20 protein-coding genes are annotated in these 19,627 nt (G+C 67.9%); 6 read left to right on the forward strand and 14 right to left on the reverse strand.

Going from position 1 to position 19,627, the window contains the following annotated elements:
- Nucleotides 1–34: 34 nt before the first annotated feature.
- From aac(6') to N5C88_RS05395, 10 genes are all read right to left on the reverse strand, one after another.
- Nucleotides 35–484 carry an aminoglycoside 6'-N-acetyltransferase gene (gene aac(6'), locus N5C88_RS05350; RefSeq protein WP_347881383.1) on the reverse strand — a complete coding sequence of 150 codons (450 nt, stop codon included), beginning with the start codon at nt 482–484 and terminating at the stop codon, nt 35–37.
- A gap of 83 nt (nt 485–567) precedes the next feature.
- Nucleotides 568–1,338: an SDR family NAD(P)-dependent oxidoreductase gene (locus tag N5C88_RS05355; protein WP_280014897.1), complete on the reverse strand. Its 771-nt coding sequence runs from the start codon at nt 1,336–1,338 to the stop codon at nt 568–570.
- 1 nt (nt 1,339) lies between these two features.
- Entirely contained in the window at nt 1,340–2,038 is a 699-nt protein-coding gene (locus N5C88_RS05360; RefSeq protein WP_118932987.1) for an ABC transporter ATP-binding protein, read from the reverse strand.
- A gap of 11 nt (nt 2,039–2,049) precedes the next feature.
- Nucleotides 2,050–2,823, reverse strand: a complete 774-nt coding sequence (locus tag N5C88_RS05365) for an ABC transporter ATP-binding protein (protein WP_280014898.1) — start codon at nt 2,821–2,823, stop codon at nt 2,050–2,052.
- The gene (locus N5C88_RS05370) at nt 2,820–3,851 is read right to left on the reverse strand and encodes a branched-chain amino acid ABC transporter permease (protein ID WP_059374463.1); all 1,032 of its coding nucleotides are present in this window, start codon (nt 3,849–3,851) and stop codon (nt 2,820–2,822) included. The genes N5C88_RS05365 and N5C88_RS05370 overlap by 4 nt, the downstream gene beginning before the upstream one ends.
- 28 nt (nt 3,852–3,879) lie before the next feature.
- Nucleotides 3,880–4,800: a branched-chain amino acid ABC transporter permease gene (locus N5C88_RS05375; protein ID WP_280014899.1), complete on the reverse strand. Its 921-nt coding sequence runs from the start codon at nt 4,798–4,800 to the stop codon at nt 3,880–3,882.
- A gap of 19 nt (nt 4,801–4,819) precedes the next feature.
- A complete protein-coding gene (locus N5C88_RS05380; RefSeq protein ID WP_280014900.1) occupies nt 4,820–5,995 on the reverse strand; it encodes an ABC transporter substrate-binding protein in 1,176 nt (391 codons plus the stop codon).
- A gap of 74 nt (nt 5,996–6,069) precedes the next feature.
- Nucleotides 6,070–7,524 carry a 2-hydroxymuconic semialdehyde dehydrogenase gene (locus N5C88_RS05385; protein WP_059374175.1) on the reverse strand — a complete coding sequence of 485 codons (1,455 nt, stop codon included), beginning with the start codon at nt 7,522–7,524 and terminating at the stop codon, nt 6,070–6,072.
- Nucleotides 7,521–8,246, reverse strand: a complete 726-nt coding sequence (locus N5C88_RS05390; RefSeq protein ID WP_251880661.1) for a class II aldolase/adducin family protein — start codon at nt 8,244–8,246, stop codon at nt 7,521–7,523. Before N5C88_RS05390 ends, N5C88_RS05385 begins: the two co-directional genes overlap by 4 nt.
- On the reverse strand, nt 8,243–9,106 hold the full coding sequence (locus tag N5C88_RS05395; RefSeq protein ID WP_054456504.1) for a VOC family protein: 864 nt from the start codon (nt 9,104–9,106) through the stop codon (nt 8,243–8,245). The genes N5C88_RS05390 and N5C88_RS05395 overlap by 4 nt, the downstream gene beginning before the upstream one ends.
- Nucleotides 9,107–9,245: 139 nt before the next feature.
- Here N5C88_RS05395 and N5C88_RS05400 point away from each other — a divergent pair, with 139 nt between their 5' ends.
- Together N5C88_RS05400 and N5C88_RS05405 are read left to right on the forward strand one after the other, a co-directional pair.
- Nucleotides 9,246–9,959 (forward strand): FCD domain-containing protein, encoded by a 714-nt coding sequence (locus N5C88_RS05400; protein WP_280014901.1) that lies wholly within the window; start codon nt 9,246–9,248, stop codon nt 9,957–9,959.
- 352 nt (nt 9,960–10,311) lie between these two features.
- Nucleotides 10,312–12,198, forward strand: coding sequence for an ABC transporter ATP-binding protein (locus N5C88_RS05405; RefSeq protein WP_059380583.1), 1,887 nt, complete (start codon nt 10,312–10,314; stop codon nt 12,196–12,198).
- A 43-nt stretch (nt 12,199–12,241) separates the two neighbouring features.
- On the opposite strand, the gene N5C88_RS05410 is transcribed toward N5C88_RS05405, so the two are convergent.
- On the reverse strand, nt 12,242–12,865 hold the full coding sequence (locus N5C88_RS05410) for a LysE family translocator (protein ID WP_280014902.1): 624 nt from the start codon (nt 12,863–12,865) through the stop codon (nt 12,242–12,244).
- 142 nt (nt 12,866–13,007) lie between these two features.
- Between N5C88_RS05410 and N5C88_RS05415 the strand changes: the two genes are divergently transcribed.
- On the forward strand, nt 13,008–13,490 hold the full coding sequence (locus tag N5C88_RS05415) for an Lrp/AsnC family transcriptional regulator (protein ID WP_054454795.1): 483 nt from the start codon (nt 13,008–13,010) through the stop codon (nt 13,488–13,490).
- A gap of 19 nt (nt 13,491–13,509) precedes the next feature.
- Here N5C88_RS05415 and N5C88_RS05420 read toward each other — a convergent pair whose 3' ends face one another.
- On the reverse strand, nt 13,510–14,184 hold the full coding sequence (locus N5C88_RS05420; protein WP_118935016.1) for a DJ-1/PfpI family protein: 675 nt from the start codon (nt 14,182–14,184) through the stop codon (nt 13,510–13,512).
- Between the two features lie 90 nt (nt 14,185–14,274).
- On the opposite strand from N5C88_RS05420, the gene N5C88_RS05425 reads away from it, so the two are divergent.
- Complete coding sequence (locus N5C88_RS05425; protein WP_118935028.1) at nt 14,275–15,150, forward strand: AraC family transcriptional regulator; 876 nt, start codon at nt 14,275–14,277, stop codon at nt 15,148–15,150.
- On the opposite strand, the gene N5C88_RS05430 is transcribed toward N5C88_RS05425, so the two are convergent.
- A complete protein-coding gene (locus tag N5C88_RS05430) occupies nt 15,147–15,869 on the reverse strand; it encodes an SDR family oxidoreductase (protein WP_280014903.1) in 723 nt (240 codons plus the stop codon). The genes N5C88_RS05425 and N5C88_RS05430 overlap by 4 nt on opposite strands.
- A complete protein-coding gene (locus tag N5C88_RS05435; protein ID WP_059380587.1) occupies nt 15,866–16,861 on the reverse strand; it encodes a tripartite tricarboxylate transporter substrate binding protein in 996 nt (331 codons plus the stop codon). Before N5C88_RS05435 ends, N5C88_RS05430 begins: the two co-directional genes overlap by 4 nt.
- Nucleotides 16,862–16,964: 103 nt before the next feature.
- On the opposite strand from N5C88_RS05435, the gene N5C88_RS05440 reads away from it, so the two are divergent.
- Both N5C88_RS05440 and N5C88_RS05445 read left to right on the forward strand, forming a co-directional pair.
- On the forward strand, nt 16,965–18,005 hold the full coding sequence (locus N5C88_RS05440; RefSeq protein WP_280014904.1) for a cyclase family protein: 1,041 nt from the start codon (nt 16,965–16,967) through the stop codon (nt 18,003–18,005).
- 9 nt (nt 18,006–18,014) lie between these two features.
- Entirely contained in the window at nt 18,015–19,625 is a 1,611-nt protein-coding gene (locus N5C88_RS05445; protein ID WP_280014972.1) for an AMP-binding protein, read from the forward strand.
- The last annotated feature ends 2 nt before the right edge of the window (nt 19,626–19,627 follow it).

A 19,627-nucleotide genomic window follows, 5' to 3' on the forward strand; every position in this document is an offset into this window, starting at 1 on the left:
ACCTTACTCGCAATGCGAGGCTCGCGTTGGCGTCTCAGATCGGCATGTTGAAATAGACGACCCGCTCCGTCTCGCTGAATCCCAGACGCGCATGCGCGGCCTGGCTCACGACATTGTCCAGCGCGGTATCCGAGGCCAGCTCCTTGCACCCCCTGTCGCTGGCCCATGCCCGGACGGCAGCAATCAAGGCCCTGGCCGCGCCCTGCCGCCTGGCCTCGGGCATGACGTACAGTCCTTCCAGGAACGCCACCGGACTGGAGTCCGTTCCATTGACGTAGTCCGTCCTGATGGAAGCTTCGGCCAACCCAATCGCGAGCCCGTCGTCGGCGCGCACCAGGAACTGAACGTACCGGTCCGGCGCGCAGACCTGATCGTCCATATCGTCCTGATGCTCGGCAGCTGACGCGTCAGGCCAAAGCGCCATGCGCAGTTGGAGCCAGGCGTTATCCCGGGAGGAGGTAATTGCGGCGGTTTTCATGGACAGGGTTCGTTTTCCAGGTGACGCCCGAAAATTTATCACCCTGCCCCGCCCGCTGTCGAAACCCATCCGGCGTCGGCACGCGCCCCCTACTCCTGCACCGGCACCGTATAGTTCAGCGCCAGCCTGCCGCCATCCGCGTACACCGTCTGCCCGGTCACGTAGCTGGCGTCATCGCTGGCCAGGAACACCGCCACCTTGGCGACTTCGTCGGTCGATCCCAGGCGCTGCATCGGAATGCGCGACAGCACGGTCCGGCGGGCTTCGGGGTTGCTGGTGATCGTGGCCAGGATCTCGGTGTCGATGCTGCCGGGGCCGATGGCGTTGACGCGGATGCCGTGCGGCGCCAGGGACAGCGCCATCGACTTGGTCATCTGGCGCACCGCGCCCTTGCTGGCGCCGTATGCCAACTGGTCTGGCATCGCCAGTTCCGCCGTCATCGAGGACAGGGTCACGATGGCGCCGTTGCCGCGTCCGCCCGCCACCATGGCGCGCGCGGCGGCCTGCGCCACCAGGAAGGTGCCGCGCACGTTGACGTTCATGACCGCATCCAGGTATTCCAGCTTCAGGTCCAGGAAGTCCGCCGCGCGGATCACGCCGGCGTTGCAGACGCAGATGTCCAGGCCGCCCCAGCGCCGCAGGCACTCGTCGGCCAGCTTCTGGGCGTCGGCCGGGTCGGTCACGTCGGCCACCAGCGCGGCGGCGCGATCGCCCAGGGCGCGGGCCGCGGCCATCAGTTCGGCCTCCTTGCGGTCGGCCAGCAGCACGTATGCGCCCTCGGCCGCGAAGCGCCGCGCGATCGCCAGTCCAATGCCCCCGGCCGCGCCGGTGACCAGCGCCACCTTGTCCTGCAATCTCATCTCAGACTCCTACGTAGGCGGCCACCAGGTCGGGCCGCTGGGACAATTCCGCCGAGCTGCCGCGCCACACCGTCACGCCCTTGTCGAGGATGACGTTGCGGTCCGACAGGCGCAGCAAGGCCGTGGTGTTCTTGTCCACCACGATCATCGACAAACCTTCGGCTTTCAATTGGGCCAGCACGCGCCAGATTTCGGCGCGCACCACCGGCGCCAGCCCTTCGGTGGCTTCGTCCAGCACCAAGAGGCTGGGGTTGGTCATCAGCGCCCGGCCCAGCGCCAGCATCTGCTGCTCGCCGCCGGATAGTTGCGTGCCCAGGTTGGCGCGGCGTTCGTGCAGGCGCGGAAACAGTTCATACACGCGTTCCAGCGTCCAGCCGCGGCCGCCGCCGCGGTGTATCGCCGTGGCGATCAGGTTCTCTTCCACCGTCAGGGTCGGGAAGATCTGGCGCCCTTCGGGCACCAGCGACAGGCCCAGCCGGCCGATGCGGTACGGCGCCAGTCCGCGCAGGGACCGTTCGCCGTAGCGGATGCTGCCCTGGCTGGCCGGCAGCAGGCCGAACAGGCATTTGATGACGGTGCTGCGGCCCATGCCGTTGCGGCCGATCAGGCCGACGACCTCGCCCTGGCCCACGTCCAGGTCTACGCCGAACAAGGCCTGGCAATGCCCGTAGGCCGCCGTCAATCCGCTGATGCTCAACATGGCGGGGCTCCTTATGCGTCGGCGTCGTCGCCCAGATAGGCGCGGCGCACGTCGGGATGGTTGCGTATCTGGTCCGCGCTGCCGGTGGCGATGACTTTGCCGTAGACCAGCACGCTGATGCGGTCGGCCAGCGCAAACACGGCGTTCATGTCGTGTTCGACCAGCACGATGGTGTAGCGGCCCTTCAGGCTTTGCAGCAAGGCGATCACGCCGGCGCTTTCGGCCGCGCTCATCCCGGCCATGGGCTCGTCCAGCAGCAGCACCGACGGCTCGCCCGCCAAGGCCATGGCAATCTCCAGCTGGCGGCGCTGGCCGTAGGCCAGGCTGTCCACCTGCGCCTCGGCCACGTCTTCCAGCTGGCAGGCCCGCAGCGCCTCGGTCGCGGCGTCGACCACGTCGGCGCAATCGCGCAAGGCGGTCCAGCCCGACAGGCGCCGGCGGCGCTTGCGCAAGGCCGCCAGGCAGGCGTTGTCCAGCACCGTGTAGCTGTCGAACACCGAGGTCACCTGATAGGAACGCAGCATGCCCAGCGCCACGCGCTCCTGCACCGAGGCGCGGGAAACGTCGGCGGCGCCCAGGCGCACGGCGCCGCCATCGGGCCGCAGTTCGCCCGACAGCAGGTTGATCAAAGTCGTCTTGCCCGCGCCGTTGGGGCCGATCAGCGCGTGCAGTTCGCCAGGGGCCACGTCCAGCGACACGCCGTCGGTCGCCTTCAGGCCGCCGAAGCGGCGCACCAGGTCCTGCGTGGACAGTCCAACGGGCGCGGCAGCGGTTTGCGTGCTCATGCCGAAGCCTCCTTGGCGATCGCGTCCGGCGGGCGGCGGTCCTGTTGCTCACCCGCGGCCGGCGGCTGAGCCGCAGGCGCGGCGGGCGGCGGACGCCGCAGCCAGGCCAGCGAATTGGCATAGCCGCCCTTGGCCACCATGGCGATGATCACCACCGCCGGCCCCATCAGCAGCATCCAATGCTGCGTCATGCTCTTGAAGGCTTCTTCCATCAGCAGATAGGCAACGGCGCCGAAGATCGGACCCAGCACATTGCCCAGCCCGCCTATCACCACCATGACGATGAGCTCGCCCGACACCGGCCAGGACATGTAGCTGGGCGAGGCGAAGGCGGTCAGGTTGGCCAGCAGCAGCCCGGCCACGCCGGTCAGCACGCCAGAGGCCACGTAGGCCGTCAGACGCACGCCGAATACCGAGTAGCCCAGCGCGTCCACGCGGCGCGGGTTGGCATGGGTGGCGCGCAGGATCATGCCGAAGGGCGAGCGGCGCAGGCGCAGCATCGCCAGGCTGGACACCAGCAGCACCGCCCAGGCCGCCCAGTACACCGGCTGGCTGCCGCCCAGGTCGAACAGGCCGAAGGAACTGGCTTCGTAGATGTTCAGGCCGTCGTCGCCGCCATACTCGCGCAGGCTGACCGCCAGGAAATAGAACATCTGCGCAAACGCCAGCGTAATCATGATGAAGCCTATGCCCGAGGTGCGCAGGCAGACCGTGCCGACGATCAGCGCCACCAGCGCGCATACGGCGATGCAGACGGCCAGTTGCAGCCAGCCGTTGCCGAAGCCGTAATAGCTGAGGATGCCCACGGCATAGCAGCCCAGGCCCAGGAACATGGCGTGGCCGAAGCTCACCAATCCGGCAAAGCCCAGCACCAGGTTCAGCGCCAGCGCGGCCAACGCATAGATCAGGATGCGCGCGCCCAGCGTCACGTAGAACGGTTCGCCCAGCCATTGCGCCACGAAAGGCACGCCTGCCAGGACCAGGAACAGCAAGGGCAGCGCCCAGCGCCGGTATGTGTGTTCTTGCATGATGATCCAACCCCAGTACAAGCGCGCGTCAACGACGCGCCGAGAAGACCAGGCCTTGCGGCCGGAACGCCAGCACCACGGCCATCAGCACGTAGATCAGCATGGAAGCCAGGGCCGGCCCGACCGCGTTGGCGACGGAGGCGTCGAACACGGCGCGCAGCAGGTCGGGCAGGAAGGCCCGGCCCAGCGTGTCTATCATCGCGATCAGCAGCGCCGCGACCAGCGTGCCGCGCACCGAGCCGATGCCGCCGACCACGATCACCACCAGCGCCAGGATCAGCACCGGCTCGCCCATGCCGGACTGCACCGAAAGGATCGGCCCCGCCAACGCCCCCGCCACGCCGGCCAGCACCGCGCCCAGCAGGAACAGCAGCGTCTTCTGCAGGTCCACGTTGGCGCCCAGCACGCTGGCCATGGGCGCGTTGCTGGCGCCCGCGCGGATCAGCATGCCGAAGCGCGTGCGCTGGATCAGGAACCAGGCGCCCACCGCCACCAGCGCACCCACGCCGATGATCATCAGGCGATACACCGGATAGTCGTTGCCGAACAGGCTGACGGCACCTTCCAGCCCCTGCGGCACGGCGGCGTAATACGGCCGGCTGCCCCAGATGACGGAAGCCAGTTCATTGAAGAACATCATCAGCCCGAAGGTGGCCAGCACTTGGTACAGGTGGTCGTGCTTGTACAGCGGCCGCGCGATCAGGCGTTCCAGCGCCACGCCCACCAGGCCGCTGCCCGTCACCGCCGCCAGGATGGCGAAGGCGAACGAGCCGCTGGCGTTGTAGGCGGTGGCGGCCAGGAAAGCGCCGATCATGTACAGCGACCCGTGCGCCAGGTTGATGAAGTTCATGATGCCGAAGATCAGGGTCAGCCCCGAGGACAGCAGGAACAGCAAGGCGCCGAGCTGCAGGCCATTGAGCATCTGCGACAACAGCAAGGATCCGTTCATGGGGCGTCTCCCGGGACGGTTACTTCAGCGGGCAGTCCGCCACGTAGGCGTCCTGGTGGTCGGTGAACACCTTGGCCAGCTGCTTCAGGCCCACGCTGTCGCCTTCCTTCACGACCTGATAGGCATACAGGTCCTGCACCGGCATGTTGTTGCTGTTGAAGCGGAACTTGCCGCGCACCGTGGGGAAGTTGGCGCCGGCGGCCTTTACCGCCGCGGCCAGCGCCTTGCTGTCGCCGACCTTGCCGTCCTGCTGCTTGATGGCGGCATCCAGCAGGAACGCCGCGTCATAGCCGCCTACCGCATATTCCGACGGCAAGCGTCCGTACTTGGCCTTGAAGGCCTCGACGAACTTGCGGTTCTGCGGGTTGTCCAGCGTGGTGGCCCAAGGCGTGCCGTAGATCGCGCCCACCGCCTGTTCCTTCAGCGCGGTCAGCGTGTTGGAGTCGATCAGGCTTTCCGAGAAGAACGGCAGTTTTTCCATCAGGCCGGCCTGGCGCAGCTGGCGCACGAAGTTCACGCCCACCCCGCCGGTGTAAAACACGAACAGCGCGTCGGGCGAGGCCGACTGCATGCGCGAGATCTCGGCCGAATAATCCAGCTGCCCCAGCTGGGTGTAGATCTCGTCGGCGGGCGCGGCGCCATAGAAGCGCTTGAAGCCCGCCAGCTTGTCCTTGCCGGCCTGGTAGTTGGACGACATCAGGTAGGCGCGCTTGTAGCCCTGGTCCTTGACGTACTTGCCCATGGCTTCGGACATGCTGTCGTTCTGCCAGCCGAGTACGAACAGGTTGGGCAGGCACATGCGGCCGGCGATGGGCGCGGGCCCGGCATTGGTGGACAGGGCCACCACGCCCGACTCCTTGATGCGCCGCAGTTCGGCCATGAGCACATTGGAGAAGCCCAGGCCGACGATCACGTCCACCTTGTCCTTCTCGATGAACTTCTGCACGATCTGCGCGCCCACGTCGGGCTTGAGCTGGTCGTCGTCGCGGATCACCACGGCCTTCTGGCCGCCCAGGCTGCCGCCCAGCTGCTCGATGCCCAACATCAGGCCGTCGTATTGATCCTGGCCCAATGCCGCCTGAGGGCCGGACAGCACCCCGGTAAAGCCGATGCGGATGTCCGCCATTGCGGCGTTGGCCACGGTCAAGGCCGCGACCGCGGCCAGCGCGGACAGGCCGCGTGCGTATGCTTGCATGCTAAGTCTCCTTGGGGGATGGACGGCGGCGCCGTTCTGCGCGGCGCCTGCCGGTACTAAGGCTTGCTTACAGGTCAGAGCTTCACGCAGACATTGCGCAGCTCCGTGTAGAACTCGAGCGAATGCACGCCGCCCTCGCGGCCGATGCCGGACTGCTTGGCCCCGCCGAAGGCCGTGCGCAGGTCGCGCAGGAACCAGGAATTGATCCAGCAGATGCCCACTTCCAGGGCCTGCCCCATGCGATGGGCGGTGCCCACGTTGCTGGTCCAGACCGAGGCCGCCAGGCCGTAGGGCGTGGCGTTGGCCAGCGCGACGGCTTCTTCTTCCGTGTCGAAGGGCGCGATGTGGCAGCAGGGGCCGAAGATTTCCTGCTGGATCACGGCCGAGGTTTCCGGCAGTCCGGTCCACACGGTGGGCTGGATCCACGCGCCGCCGGCCAGCTCATCCGGCATGTCCGGCACGCCGCCGCCCGCGACCACCGTGGCGCCCTCTTCGCGGGCGCGGGCGTAGTAACCCAGCACCTTGTCGCGGTGACGCTGCGAGATTAGCGGCCCCAGGTTGACGCCAGGATCCTTCGGACGGCCCAGCTTGAAGCCGCGGGCGCGCTCGCCCAGCGCCGCCACGAAGCGGTCGAAGATCGGCCGCTGCACGTAGACGCGCTCGGTGCCCAGGCAGACCTGCCCGGTGTTGTCGAAGGCGGCGCGCGCGATGCCGGCCACCGCCTTGTCGAAGTCCGCGTCGGCGAACACGATGCCCGCGTTCTTGCCGCCCAGTTCGAAGGACACCGGGCGCACGCCCACCGCCGCGGCCTGCATGATGGCTTCGCCGGTGCGGGTTTCGCCGGTGAAGGTGATGCCGTCGACCAGCGGATGGCGCGTGAGCTTTTCGCCCGCAGAGCCGGGGCCGCGGCCATGCACCACGTTATAGACGCCGGGCGGCACGCCGACCTCGTTCATGACTTCGCCCAGCAGCGTGGCCGTGGCCGGGGTGTCTTCGGAAGGCTTGACCACCACGGTGTTGCCGCAGGCCAGCGCCGGCCCCACCTTCCAGGTCATCAGCAGCAGCGGCAGGTTCCAGGGGCAGATCACGCCGATCACGCCGCGCGGCACGCGCACGCCGTAGTTCAGCGCATGGCCGCCATCCGGCGTTTCCAGGTCGAAGGTCTCGTTGGGAATGTTGCGCACCAGGTCGGCGAAGATCTTGAAGTTCGCCGCGCCGCGCGGAATGTCCAGATGGCTGGCCAGGTCGTAGGGCTTGCCGGTGTCGGCGATCTCGGCATCGACGAACTCGTCGAAGCGGCGGATGATGCCGTCGGCCACCGCGTGCAGCAGCTCCACGCGCTGCTGCGTCTTGAGTTTGCCCCAGGGGCCGCGCAGCGCCGCCTTGGCGGCCCGCACGGCGGCGTCGACCTCGGCGTCGCCGGCCTCGTGGATGCGTCCGATCAGGCGGTTGTCGACCGGATCGCGGTTGTCGAACGTCTTGTCCGTGGCGACCCATTCGCCGTTGATGAAATTGCGGAAATCGGTCATTGCGTCCTCGGTTGTGACAGGTCTGCCAGCGCCGCTTCAGGGTCGCCGGCGGTCAGGTATTCCCACATGCGCTCGTAGATGCGGCCCGTGCCCACGGCGCGGGTAGCCGCCTCTTCCGGCGAGAGCGTGGGCGCGCCTTCGGCCAGGCCGGCCGAGCGCAGTTGCCATTCGATGCGCGCGGCATCCTCCAGATACCAGGTCAGCACCACGGCATGCATCAGCGATTCGGCCGCCACCACCGCGCCGTTGCCGCGCATGGCCACGGCGCGCGCCGCGCCCAGGGTCTGGGCCACGCCGCGCGCCTGGGCGTCGCTGCGCACCAGTTGCGGATCGTCCCAGAGCGGCACGGACGGAGAAAAATACGAGCCCATGCCATGGCGCGGCTGCGGCGTCAGCCGGGCCGAGGACAGCGTCATGACCGTGGGTGGCATGGAACGCACCACCCCGCCCACTTCGGGGCGCATGCGGTAGATGTGCTGATGGATGCGGACCTCGCCCAGCACGCCCTCGGGCAACTCGCCATGCACCGGCACCACCGTGCCCGCCTCGCCCGGTTCGATCAGGCCCATGGGCCGCGCGGCGCATACCAGGAAGTGACCGGCGTCGAGGCGGCTGCTGCAATGGCCGTAGGCATGGACCAGGCCGGCGCGGGCCAGGCCGCGCGCCGCCGTCCGCACCAGGGCTTCCTGGCCGGCGTCGGCTTTCATCGGTGCGGCGCTCACGTCTTGAACTCCGGGATGTCGGGCTTGGCGCCCCACATGCAGAACGAGGACGGCACCGCGGGAAAGCTGCGCGGCCGGTAGGTCTTCTCGTCTTCGGCGGTGATCAGGCGCACGCCGGTGGAGTATTCGTAGATCATGCCGTCGGGGCCGTCGAAATACAGGAACATCGCCCCCGAGGTCGGATGCCGCCCGGGGCCGAAGCGGATCGGCACCTGCCATTCCTTCAGCTGATACCAGGCGCGCATGATGTCGTCGATGCTCTCGACCTGGTGGTTGATGTGCTGCACGCCCGGATAGCTGGACGGGAACAGCGCAATCTTGTGGTGCACTTCGTCGATGCGCAGCAGCGGCGCTTCGCCGATGCGGTCGCTGACCCGGGCCGACAGCAGGCCGGTCCAGAAGGCTTCGTCGCGCCGCGCGTCCAGCGTGCGCAGGCCGATATGCGAAAAGCCGGTCACGCCCGCATCGCGGCTGGGGAAGTAGCGGCGGCCGCTGTGATGCGGCGCGTGCACCAGCTCGATGCGGTTGCCGGAGGGGTCGATGAAACTGAGGAAATCGCGCACGTAGCGCTGCTCGGCGTCCTCGCGCTTGCCTGCGGCGACCTGATAGCCGCTGCGCTCCAGCACCGCGCCGGCATGCTCAAGTTCTTCGGACGTGTCCACTTCGAACGCGGTGGTGTGGTCGCGCGGATCGCCTTCGAAGTAGCACAGGGTGTGGTCGCGCGAATCGGACTTGAAGTAGACCGCGCCGTGCTCCTTGCGCGCCACTTCCAGCCCCAGCACCGCGGTCGCGTAGCGGACCGCGGATTCCAGGTCGCGGGTACCCAGCCGGACGTACCGGATGTCGTGTAGCCGTATCACTGCTTGTCTCCAGGTTGCGCCTGCCGCCGGCTCCGTGCCGGTCGTGGTCTCGACGCTTTTTTTCTACGATAAGCAGCATAAATCTCGGCGTCAATAATTTTTATCGAGATTTTTTGAACGCAGTGATAAAGTAGCTCCCATGTCAGACGGCGCCACCCTCCCCCCGCTCGCCCATTCCGCCTCGGCCAACACCCTGGTCGGCGCGGCCTATGTCAATCTGCGCCGCGACATCATCCAGGGCGTGCATCCGCCAGGTTCCCGCCTGCGCGTCGAACACCTGAAGGACGATTACGGCGTGGGCGCAGGCACGCTGCGCGAAGCGTTGGCGCTGCTGGTGTCGGACGCGCTGGTCATCGCGCAAGGACAGCGCGGCTTCCACGTCACGCCGATCTCGCTGGAAGACTTCCGCGACATCACCGAGAACCGCGTGCTGCTTGAAACCCAGGCCCTGCGCCAGTCCATCGCGCTGGGCGACGACGACTGGGAAAGCGCGGTGCTGGCCGCCTTCCACCGGCTGAGCAAGGCCGAACAGCGCCTGGCCGCCGACCCCGACACCCGCTTTGAAGAATGGGAGCAGCGCAACCGCGAGTTCCACCGCGAACTGATCCGCGCCTGTCCCTCGCGCTGGCTGCATCATTTCCTGGGCATCCTGTACCAGCAGGCCGAGCGCTACCGCCGCCTGACCGTCACGCGCAAACCCATCGCGCGCGACCTGGACGATGAGCACAAGGGCATCCTGGACGCCACGCTGGCGCGCGATGCCGACCGCGCCTGTGACCTGCTGGCCGCCCACATCCGCCTGACCTACGACGCCGTGGCGCGCCTGCCGCCCACGCTGTTCACCCCAGGCTGAACGCCGCGCGCAGTTGAAAAAAACCCACACCGGCGCGCGCCTACCCGTTGCTTCGCCTACACCACTTCTATAGAATCTTCAATTCGGGCCTCTGCCCATTCCTTTTCCCCCACATCTCACACCACTGGGAGGCGCAAGATGATGAATCCGCATACCGCCATCCCGCGCGTGTCCCCGCGACGCCATTAAGTCGTCGCCCGCGCGGACCCATCGCTGGATGCCTATCTAGCGACTGGTCCTCCGTGCCTGCCCCAAAAACCTGAACGCAATCGCCCGCGCCTCGCCGCGCAGGCCGCTCCTTCCTCTTTCCACACAAGGACTCCCGGCGTCCTGGTGACGCCGGGCCATTGCAATGGCCAGAAAAAAAATCGATCTACGAGGACAGACCTTCAAGGATGTCCTTGGCTTTACCTTCCGCCATTGGCGCGCGCAGCCCTGGCGTACCTCCGGCATCATCGTGCTCGCCCTGCTGTCGGCGGTGACCGATGTGCTGACGCCGCTGTACGCCGGCAAACTGGTTGACGCAGTGGCCTCGGGCGCGGCCGGCGACGAAATCGTCTGGAGCGCGGCCGTCACCGCGTTCTGGCTGCTGATCGCGCTGGGCATCGGCGGCACGCTGCTGCGCCAGGCCATATTCCAGAACATCATCACCTTCACGCTGAAGATGATGAATGGGATCGTGTCCAGCGCGTTCTACCGCGTGCAGCGCTTTTCCACGGACTGGCACGCCAACAGCTTCGCCGGCTCCACGGTGCGCAAGATCACGCGCGGCATGTGGGCGGTGGACATCCTCAACGACACGCTGCTGATCGCACTGTTGCCGTCGGTCGTGATGCTGGTGGGCGCCACCGCCCTGCTGGGCGCGCACTGGCCCATCATGGGGCTGGTGGTGGGCCTGGGCTCGGTGCTGTACATCGCCGTGACCGCGGCGTTGTCGCTGGGCTATGTGGCGCCGGCCGCGCGCCTGGGCAACGCCTGGGACACGCGCATGGGCGGCGCGCTGGCCGACGCCGTCAGCTGCAATGCGGTCGTCAAGGCCTTCGGCGCCGAAGCGCGCGAAGAAGTCAGGCTGGACCGCGTCGTCGACAAATGGCGCCGCCGCACGCGCCGCACCTGGATCCGCGGCACGATCAACGGCGGCATCCAGGGCGCCATGCTGGTCGCCATGCAGGCGGGCATCCTGGGCGCGTCGCTGCTGCTGTGGTCGCGCGGCCAGGCCAGCGTGGGCGACATCACCTTCGCCCTGACGATGTTCTTCATGCTGCAAGGCTATCTGCGCGACGTGGGCATGCACATCCGCAACCTGCAGCGCTCGGTCAACGACATGGAAGAACTGGTCGCGCTGGAAAAGCAGCCGCTGGGCGTGGACGACCGGCCCGGCGCGGGCGAGCTACGCGTGACGGCTGGCGAGATCCGCTTCGAAGATGTGACGTTCCGCTATGGCGCGCACGACAAGGCGCTGTATGACCATTTCTCGGTGCGCATCGCCCCGGGCGAACGGGTCGGCCTGGTCGGCCATTCGGGCTCGGGCAAGACCACGTTCATCAAGCTGATCCAGCGCCTGTACGACGTGAACGACGGCCGCATCACGATCGACGGGCAGGACATCGCCCAGGCGCGGCAGGCGTCCTTGCGCAGCCAGATCGCCATCGTGCAGCAGGAACCCGTGCTGTTCCATCGCACGCTGGCGGAGAACATCGCCTATGCCCGCCCCGGCGCCACGCAGGCCGAGATCGAGCAGGCGGCAAGGCTGGCCAGCGCCCATGACTTCATCATGGCGCTGCCCAAGGGCTACGACACGCTGGTCGGCGAACGCGGCGTCAAGCTGTCGGGCGGCGAACGCCAGCGCGTGGCCCTGGCCCGCGCCTTCCTGGCCGATGCGCCCATCCTGATCCTGGACGAAGCCACGTCCAGCCTGGACAGCGAAAGCGAAGTGCTGATCCAACAGGCCATGGACCGCCTGATGGTGGGCCGCACCACGCTGGTGGTGGCGCACCGCCTGTCCACGGTGCGCGCGCTGGACCGCCTGCTGGTGATGGACCGCGGCCGCGTCATCGAGGAAGGCAGCCATGACGCGCTGATCCGCCTGAAGGGCGGCCTGTACCGGCGCCTGTTCGAACGCCAGGCGCTGGAGCTGACCAAGGGCCTGACGCAGTCGGAATTGCTGGAGGACGGCGCGGTCCCGCCTCGGCCGAAGGACGAGGAAGCCGACGAGTCCTCGTACGCCTACGCCAAGTAAACCTGGCGGCCGGTCCCGCGGCGCAAGCTGCGGGACCGGCGGTTCAGGCCAGACGCTGGGCCACGGTCAGGCGCAAGCCGAAGCCGATCAACGCCAGCCCGAACACCCGGCTCTGGATCTTCTGCGCACGGGGGCTGGCCGACATCCAGCGCCCCACCGCCCCGCCCGCCAACGCGCACAGCACGTCCAGCGCCAGGCCCAGGCTGACCAGGATCACGCCCAGCACGGCGAACTGCTGGCCTATCGGCCCCTGGGCGGGCGACACGAATTGCGGCAGCAGCACCGAGCAGAACAACAAGGCCTTGGGATTGAGCACATTGGTCAACACGCCGCTCAATAGCGCCGGCCCCAGTCCCGCGCGGCTCGCGGGCGCCTGCCCGGAAGCATCGCAGGACACGGGTCCTGCGCGCAATAGCCGCAAGCCCAACCAGACCAGATAGCAGCCGCCCACCGTGCGCGCCGCATCGAACGCCCAGGGATGGGTCTTGAACAGCGCCGCCAATCCCAGCGCGGCCAGGGTCACGTGGGCGGCCCGCGCGATGGCCAGCCCCGCGGCCACCGCCAGCGCCTGCCCTCTGCCGCGCAGCACACCGGTTTCCAGCAGCAGGATCATGTCGGGTCCCGGCACCACGTAGACGATCAGCAAAGCCCCTAGAAACATCGCCATATCCGCCATTTCCCCGCTCCTTTTCGTCCTGTCTCAGGCGATCATTCTAGGAAAATGGCGCTGGCATGTGCATCCTATTCATGCCATCGGATTTATGATGATTGGCATATTCAACCAATCAAACAAACCTAATCTTAATTCCATGCCAAAACGCGAACTGGACGCCTACGACCGCCGGATCCTGGAAGCCCTGCAGCAGAACGGCCGGCTGACCAATGTCGAACTCGCCGAACAGATCGGCCTGTCCCCTTCGCCCTGCCTGCGGCGGGTGCGGCTGCTGGAAGAAGCCGGCGTCATCCAGGGATACGAAGCCCGCCTGGCGCCGGACGAAGTCGGCCTGGGCCTGACCGTCTTCGTCGGCATCAAGGTGGAGCGGCACCACGAGCGCGACTCGGCCCTGTTCCGCGAGGAAGTCAGCACCTTGCCGGAAGTCATCGCCGCGCACCTGGTGTCGGGCGAGTCCGACTTTCTGCTGCAGGTGGTGGTGCCCGACCTGCGCGCCTACGAACGCTTCCTGCTGGGCACGCTATTGAAGCTGCCCGGCGTGAAGGACATCCGCAGCAACTTCGCCATCCAGACCGTCAAGCCGCAAAGCCCGCTGCCGCTGGATCATCTGGCGAAGTGAGCGCGCCGCGCGCACGAACTCACGCCATCGCTGCCGCGGCCCGGTCCACCGCCTGCGAGCGGCGCTCGAAACGCGTCTGCGACATCTCCAGATAACGCTGCACCACGGCCGGCTCCGAAGTCTTGGGCGTGCCGCCAGGAAACGGCGGCTTGGGGTCGTATTCGATCTGCAGCTGGATCAGCTTGGCCACGTCCTCGCCGCACAGGTCCGCCACCACCTTCAGCCCCATGTCGATGCCGGAGGTCACGCCGCCTGCGGTGTAGAACTTGCCGTCCACGCACATGCGCTCATCGCTGGGAATGGCGCCGAAGCGCGACAGCAGTTCACGTGCGCGCCAGTGGCTGGAAGCACGCCTGCCGCGCAGCAGGCCAGCCGCGCCCAGCAGCAGCGAACCGGTGCAGATGCCGAATACGTAGCGCGCCGCCAGGCCTTGCGCACGTGTAAACGCTACCCAGTCGGCGTCGACAATGGCATCATCCGTGCCCGGCCCGCCTGGCACCACCAGCAAGTCGCAGGGCGGCGCCGATGCGATGGTCTGCGTGGGCACGAAACACAGCCCGCGATCGCTGCGCACCGGATCGCGCGTTTTTGCGACAAAATCCACGGTGAAGCCCGGCGCGCCTGCCAGCACTTCGTACGGTCCGGTCATGTCCAGCTGGGTCAGCCCTTCGAACAAGAGAAAATTCACATGCATGACGATGCTCCGTTAGAAACGACGACTTCCAGCATAGGCGGACGCGCCCGGACGCGTGCGCCAAATACGCCGCCCGATGCGCCATTGCGCGTGCAATTCGTCCTGTACGACGGCTTCCAGCCGCTGGATCTGGCCGGACCATGGCAAGCCTTCAGTTCGGCCAACGAGGAAGCCGGCCGCAAGCTCTACCGCCTGGGCACCATCGCCGCCACGCCGCAGGTCAGCACCTGGGAACAGGGCCTGCGCATGCAGGTGGACGGCACTTTTGCCGACGACGGCGATGAGCGTCTGGACATGATGTTCGTACCCGGCGGCCCCGGCGCCGATTTCGCGGGCGCCCATGGCGAGACGCGCGCCTGGCTGCGCCGCCGCGACGCGGACGCCGGACGCACCTGCAGCGTCTGCACCGGCGCCTTCGTGCTGGCCGCCGCCGGCCTGCTGGACGGCCGCGCCGTCACCACCCACTGGCGCTCGGCCGACCGGCTGCGCCAGCTACACCCGGCCCTGCGCGTCGAAGACGACCGCATCTACATCGAAAGCGGCAAGTACTGGACCTCGGCCGGCGTCACCGCCGGCATCGACCTGGCGCTGGCGCTGATCGAACGCGACTTCGGCGCCGACCTGTCGCAGCGGGTCGCGCGCCGGTTGGTCGTATTCATGCGCCGCAACGGCGACCAGCGCCAGTACAGCCAGGCGCTGCGTATGCAGGACCGCGTGGCCGCGCCGTTCCGCGACCTGGTGGAAAAAATCGAGGCGCAGTTGTCGGCGCGCTGGTCGGTCGACGACATGGCCGATGCCTGCCAGATGTCGCGCCGCACCTTCCAGCGGAAATTCGCCGCGCATTTCGGCGTCGCGCCCACCGAAGTGCTCAAGCGCCTGCGCCTGGAGCGGGCGCAGGCGCTGGCGGCATCCGGCAAGATGTCCAGGAAGGAAATGGCGCAGCTGGGTCAGGCGCTGAGCGGCTAGCCGGCCAGCCCCACCGACACGCCGCCGCACACGTACAGCATCTGTCCCGTCATGAAACCCGCCCGCCGGTCCATGAACATGGAGACCGCATGCGCGACCTCTTCGGGCCGGCCCACCCTTCCTGCCGGAATCGCCGCCTCCAAGGCCAAGGTCTGTGGCGCGCCCGGCGGGTTGGACTGGTTGAACAGTTCAGTCGCGATGGGTCCGGGCGCCACGGTGTTCACCGTGATGCCGCTGCCCGCCAGCTCCAGCGCCCAGGTCCGCGTCATCCCGGCCAACGCCGCCTTGGACGCGCCGTAGACGGTGCGTCCGTCCTTGCCCAGGGCGGCGCGGCTGCCGATGTTCACCACCCGCCCGTAGCCCGCCGCCCGCATGCCGGGCAGCAGGGCCTGCATCAGCAGGACCGGCGCCGTGACGTTCAGCGCCATGATCCGCGCCATCTGCTCCTGGGTGACGTCGCCGATGCGCGCGACCTGGATCATGCCGGCGTTGTTGACCAGATGCAGGATCCGGCGTTCGGCCGCCAACTCCTGCGCGGCGGCCACGGTGACTGCGGGGTCGCTCAGGTCGACCGAGCGGAACGTCTCGCCAGGCAAGAGGGCTTCGGGCGCGCCGCGGCTGAAGTTGACGACCTGAAAGCCATCGTCGATCAGGCGCGCGATGATGGCGCGGCCTATGCCCCGGCTGCCGCCGGTGACCAGTGCGGTGGGCGTGTTCATTGCGCGGTGATTCCCTTGTCCTTGATGAGTCCGCCCCACTTCTTGCGTTCCGCGGCCTCGAAGGCCGCCAGGTCCGCGCCGAAGAGCGTGCCAGGCTTGGCGCCCATGCCGGCGAAGTTGGCCGCGACGGCCGGATTCTTCAGCCCGCTGCGCGCGGCTTCGATCAGCTGCCGGACCACGGGCTCCGGCGTGTTGCGCGGAGCGTACAGCGCAAACCAGGCGGTGACGTCAAAGCCCGGCAGGCCGGATTCCGCGACGGTCGGCAGGTTGGGCACCGAAGCATCGCGAGCCGCGGACGTGACCGCCACGCCTCGGACCAGATTGCCGTCCTTGATCTGCGCCAGCGCGCCCGGCAGGTTGTCGAACAGCAGGTCGACCTGCCCGCCGGCCACCGCCGGCAGCGATGCGGACGTGCCCTTGAACGGCACGTGCAGCATGGTCACGCCCGCCATGGCTTCGAAATAAGCGCCGGTCAGGTGCACCGAGGACCCGATGCCGGGCGACGCATAGGTCAGCTTCTTGTCCTTGGATTGCTGGGCCGCCTTGATCACGTCCGCCACCGTTTTGTAGGGCGACTTGGCGCTGACGGCGATGACGTTGGGCGTGGTGGACACCAGCGCGATGGGCACCAGGTCGCGTTCGGGGTCGAACGCCATGTTGTTGTAGAGGAACTGGTTGATGGTCTGGGTGCCGATGGTGCCCAGGCCCAGCGTGTAGCCGTCGGGCTTGGCGCGCGCCACGTAGGCCATGCCGATGTTGCCGCCGGCGCCGGGCTTGTTCTCGACCAGCACGGTCTGCTTCAGGCCCGGTTCCAGCGCGTGGGCGATGGCGCGGCCGAAGATGTCGGCGCCCCCGCCCGGCGGATAAGGCACGACGACGGTGACGGGATGATCGGGATAGCCGGCGGCGTGCGCCGCGGGCAAGGTCAGGAAGGCCAGCGCGGCCAGGGCCGGCGCAGTGATCGCCAACCTGCGCTGCAGGAATTGCGTCATGGGCTTGTCTCCTATCGAACCCGCTGATTGCGGATTTCTTTTTAAAGTACGTAAATACGTACTATATTCATAAGAACATAGAAAACCTCCAGGAGACAAGCAGATGAAACGCTGGACCCAACGCCCCGAAGGCTCCACCTGGGGCGACTTCGGCCCGGATGACGAGATCGGCCGCCTGAACCTGCTGACCGAGGAAAAAGTGCTGCAGGCGGTGCGGGAAGTGCGCGCGGGCAAGGTGTTCTGCCTGTCGCTGCCGCTGGACCTGCCGGGCGGCAACGTGCTGAATCCGCGCCGCCACGCCCCCACACTCAAGCCCACCTTCCGCGAAGGCACGCCCTACCTGAACTTCCAGATGTCGCAGGTGCAGCCCGAAGCCGTGGACGTGCTGTCCGACGACCAGGTCACGCTGTCCATGCAGTACTCCACCCAGTGGGACGGCCTGTGCCACGTGGGCGCGCTGTTCGACATCCAAGGGGACGGCGAGGCGCGCCGCGTCTATTACAACGGCTACGCGGCCGGCGTGGACGTGTTCGGCGGCGCGGATCCCGACAACTCGGACGACGCCTGCTGCCCGCCCGGCGGATCGTATGCGCGCAAGCTCGGCATCAACCGCTATGCCGAGAAAGGCATGCAGGGCCGCGGCGTGCTGGTGGACCTGGCGCGCGCCTACGGCTCCAGCCGCACGGTCGTCGACCTGGCGGGCCTGCAGGCCGCCATGCGGGCGCAGAACGTCACGGTTGAACGCGGCGACATGCTGGTGCTGCGCACCGGCTTTGCCGAGGAAATCGTGGCCATGGACGGCCAGCCCGACCCGCACAAGCTGGAACAGACCGGCGCCGTGCTGGACGGCTCCGACCCGGCGCTGCTGGACTGGATCACGCAATCCGGCATCGCCGCGATCTGCGCGGACAACTATGCGGTCGAAGCCTATCCGGCGCGCACGTCCGGCCCTGGGCATTCGATCCTGCCGCTGCACCACCATTGCCTCTTCAAGCTGGGCCTGCCGCTGGCCGAACTCTGGTACCTGAAGGACCTGGCCGACTGGCTGCACGCGCAAGGCCGCAACCGCTTCCTGCTGACCGCCCCGCCCTTGCGCATGCCTGGCGCGGTGGGTTCTCCCGTGACGCCCATCGCCACGGTGTAAGCCATGAACATGCCGTACTCGACTTTCTCCGAACACCTGGACGCCTTGGCCGCGCACCAGCCCGATGCGCCGCTGCTGATCGACCAGGACCAGCCCATCGGCGCGGCGCAACTGCGGACGCACAGCCGCGCGCTGGCCGCCGGCCTTGCCCGCATCGGCGTGCGCCCGGGGCAGCGCGTGGCGGTCTGGCTGCCCAATTGCGCCGCCTGGGTGGAATCGTTCCTGGCCTGCGCGCACCTGGGCGCGCTGGTGCTGGCGGTCAACACGCGCTTCCGGGCGCTGGAGCTGGCCGACATCCTGGGACGCGGCAAGGCGGACTGGCTGGTGTTCTGGCCGGGGTTCAAGGGCATAGACTTCCAGGGCATCCTGGGCGAGGTCGCGCCGGAACATCTGGAGCGCCTGCAAGGCGTGATCGCGCTGACGAATGCCGACGAGACGCTGCCCGCCAGCTTTCATGGCAAGCCTGCCCACCGCTACCAGGACCTGCGGTCCTGCACAGACGCGGCGCCGCCGGCCCAGCCCAATGCGGGCGTGCTGTGCTTCACCACGTCCGGCACCACATCCAAGCCCAAGTTCGTGCTGCACGACCAGCGCACGCTGTTGAACCACGGCGCGACCGTGGCGCGGGCCTATGGCTATGACGACCGAAGCTGCGTGCTCGCCAGCGCGCCCTTCTGCGGCGCCTTCGGCTTCGCGACGCTGGCCGGCGGCCTGGCGCAAGGCGCGCCCGTGGTCTGCGCGCCGGTGTTCGACGCCGCCCAGTCCTCTGCCGCGGTGCGCCGCCACGCGGTGACGCACACCTACGCCAACAACGAGGCCCTGGTCGGCATGATGCGGGCGGGAGCCCAAGGCGACTTCGGCTCGGTGCGGCTGTTCGGCTTCGCCAGCTTCACGCCGGCGCTGGACAACATGCTGGACCTGGCCCGCGAGGCCGGCGTGCCGCTGACCGGCCTGTACGGTTCCAGCGAGCTGGTGGCCCTGGTCGCCGGCCAGCCGCGCGATCCCGCCGAGGGCGACGTGTCCGCGCGCCACCAGCCGGGCGGCACGCTGATCTACCCCGAGGCGCGCGTGCGCGCCCGCGATCCCGCCACGGGTGAAATCCTGCCGCATGGCCAGTCCGGCGAACTCGAAATCCTCTCGCCCAGCCTGATGCAGGGCTATCTGGACAATCCCGAGGCCACCCGCGGCGCCTGCACGGATGACGGCTACTTCAAGACCGGCGATCTCGGCTACACGCTGAATCCGCGCCAGTTCGTGTTCCAGACCCGCATGGGCGATTCATTGCGCCTGTCCGGCTTCCTGGTCAATCCGGTGGAAATCGAACAGGTGGTCGAAACCCTGCAGGGCGTGCGCGCCTGCCAGGTGGTCGGCGCGACGCAAAAGGGCAAGACCGTGCCCTACGCCTTCGTGCTGCTGCAACCGGGCGCCGCGGCCGACCCGGCGGGCTGGACCGCCGCGTGCAAAGCCGCGATGGCGGGCTTCAAGACGCCGGCGGGCTTTACCGTGCTGGATGAATTCCCCTCGGTGGAAAGCGCCAACTCGGTCAAGATCCAGAAGCACCGGCTGCGCGAAATGGCCGATGCCATACTCGCGGCTCCGACCACGACGCCCTCCGCCTGAAC

Source organism: Achromobacter sp. GD03932 (assembly GCF_029839485.1).
In the GTDB taxonomy this organism is placed as follows: domain Bacteria; phylum Pseudomonadota; class Gammaproteobacteria; order Burkholderiales; family Burkholderiaceae_B; genus Achromobacter; species Achromobacter bronchisepticus_A.

What these genes read in the sequence shown, in the direction of transcription:
- N5C88_RS05355 (WP_280014897.1), bottom strand. Translation starts at nt 1,338, where the DNA reads ATGAGATTGCAGGACAAGGTGGCGCTGGTCACCGGCGCGGCCGGGGGC.
- N5C88_RS05400 (WP_280014901.1), top strand. Translation starts at nt 9,246, where the DNA reads ATGTCAGACGGCGCCACCCTCCCCCCGCTCGCCCATTCCGCCTCGGCC.
- N5C88_RS05440 (WP_280014904.1), top strand. Translation starts at nt 16,965, where the DNA reads ATGAAACGCTGGACCCAACGCCCCGAAGGCTCCACCTGGGGCGACTTC.
- N5C88_RS05445 (WP_280014972.1), top strand. Translation starts at nt 18,015, where the DNA reads ATGCCGTACTCGACTTTCTCCGAACACCTGGACGCCTTGGCCGCGCAC.
- N5C88_RS05435 (WP_059380587.1), bottom strand. Translation starts at nt 16,861, where the DNA reads ATGACGCAATTCCTGCAGCGCAGGTTGGCGATCACTGCGCCGGCCCTG.
- N5C88_RS05380 (WP_280014900.1), bottom strand. Translation starts at nt 5,995, where the DNA reads ATGCAAGCATACGCACGCGGCCTGTCCGCGCTGGCCGCGGTCGCGGCC.
- N5C88_RS05365 (WP_280014898.1), bottom strand. Translation starts at nt 2,823, where the DNA reads ATGAGCACGCAAACCGCTGCCGCGCCCGTTGGACTGTCCACGCAGGAC.
- N5C88_RS05385 (WP_059374175.1), bottom strand. Translation starts at nt 7,524, where the DNA reads ATGACCGATTTCCGCAATTTCATCAACGGCGAATGGGTCGCCACGGAC.
- N5C88_RS05420 (WP_118935016.1), bottom strand. Translation starts at nt 14,184, where the DNA reads ATGCATGTGAATTTTCTCTTGTTCGAAGGGCTGACCCAGCTGGACATG.
- N5C88_RS05410 (WP_280014902.1), bottom strand. Translation starts at nt 12,865, where the DNA reads ATGGCGATGTTTCTAGGGGCTTTGCTGATCGTCTACGTGGTGCCGGGA.
- N5C88_RS05375 (WP_280014899.1), bottom strand. Translation starts at nt 4,800, where the DNA reads ATGAACGGATCCTTGCTGTTGTCGCAGATGCTCAATGGCCTGCAGCTC.
- N5C88_RS05430 (WP_280014903.1), bottom strand. Translation starts at nt 15,869, where the DNA reads ATGAACACGCCCACCGCACTGGTCACCGGCGGCAGCCGGGGCATAGGC.
- N5C88_RS05360 (WP_118932987.1), bottom strand. Translation starts at nt 2,038, where the DNA reads ATGTTGAGCATCAGCGGATTGACGGCGGCCTACGGGCATTGCCAGGCC.
- N5C88_RS05370 (WP_059374463.1), bottom strand. Translation starts at nt 3,851, where the DNA reads ATGCAAGAACACACATACCGGCGCTGGGCGCTGCCCTTGCTGTTCCTG.
- N5C88_RS05405 (WP_059380583.1), top strand. Translation starts at nt 10,312, where the DNA reads ATGGCCAGAAAAAAAATCGATCTACGAGGACAGACCTTCAAGGATGTC.
- N5C88_RS05415 (WP_054454795.1), top strand. Translation starts at nt 13,008, where the DNA reads ATGCCAAAACGCGAACTGGACGCCTACGACCGCCGGATCCTGGAAGCC.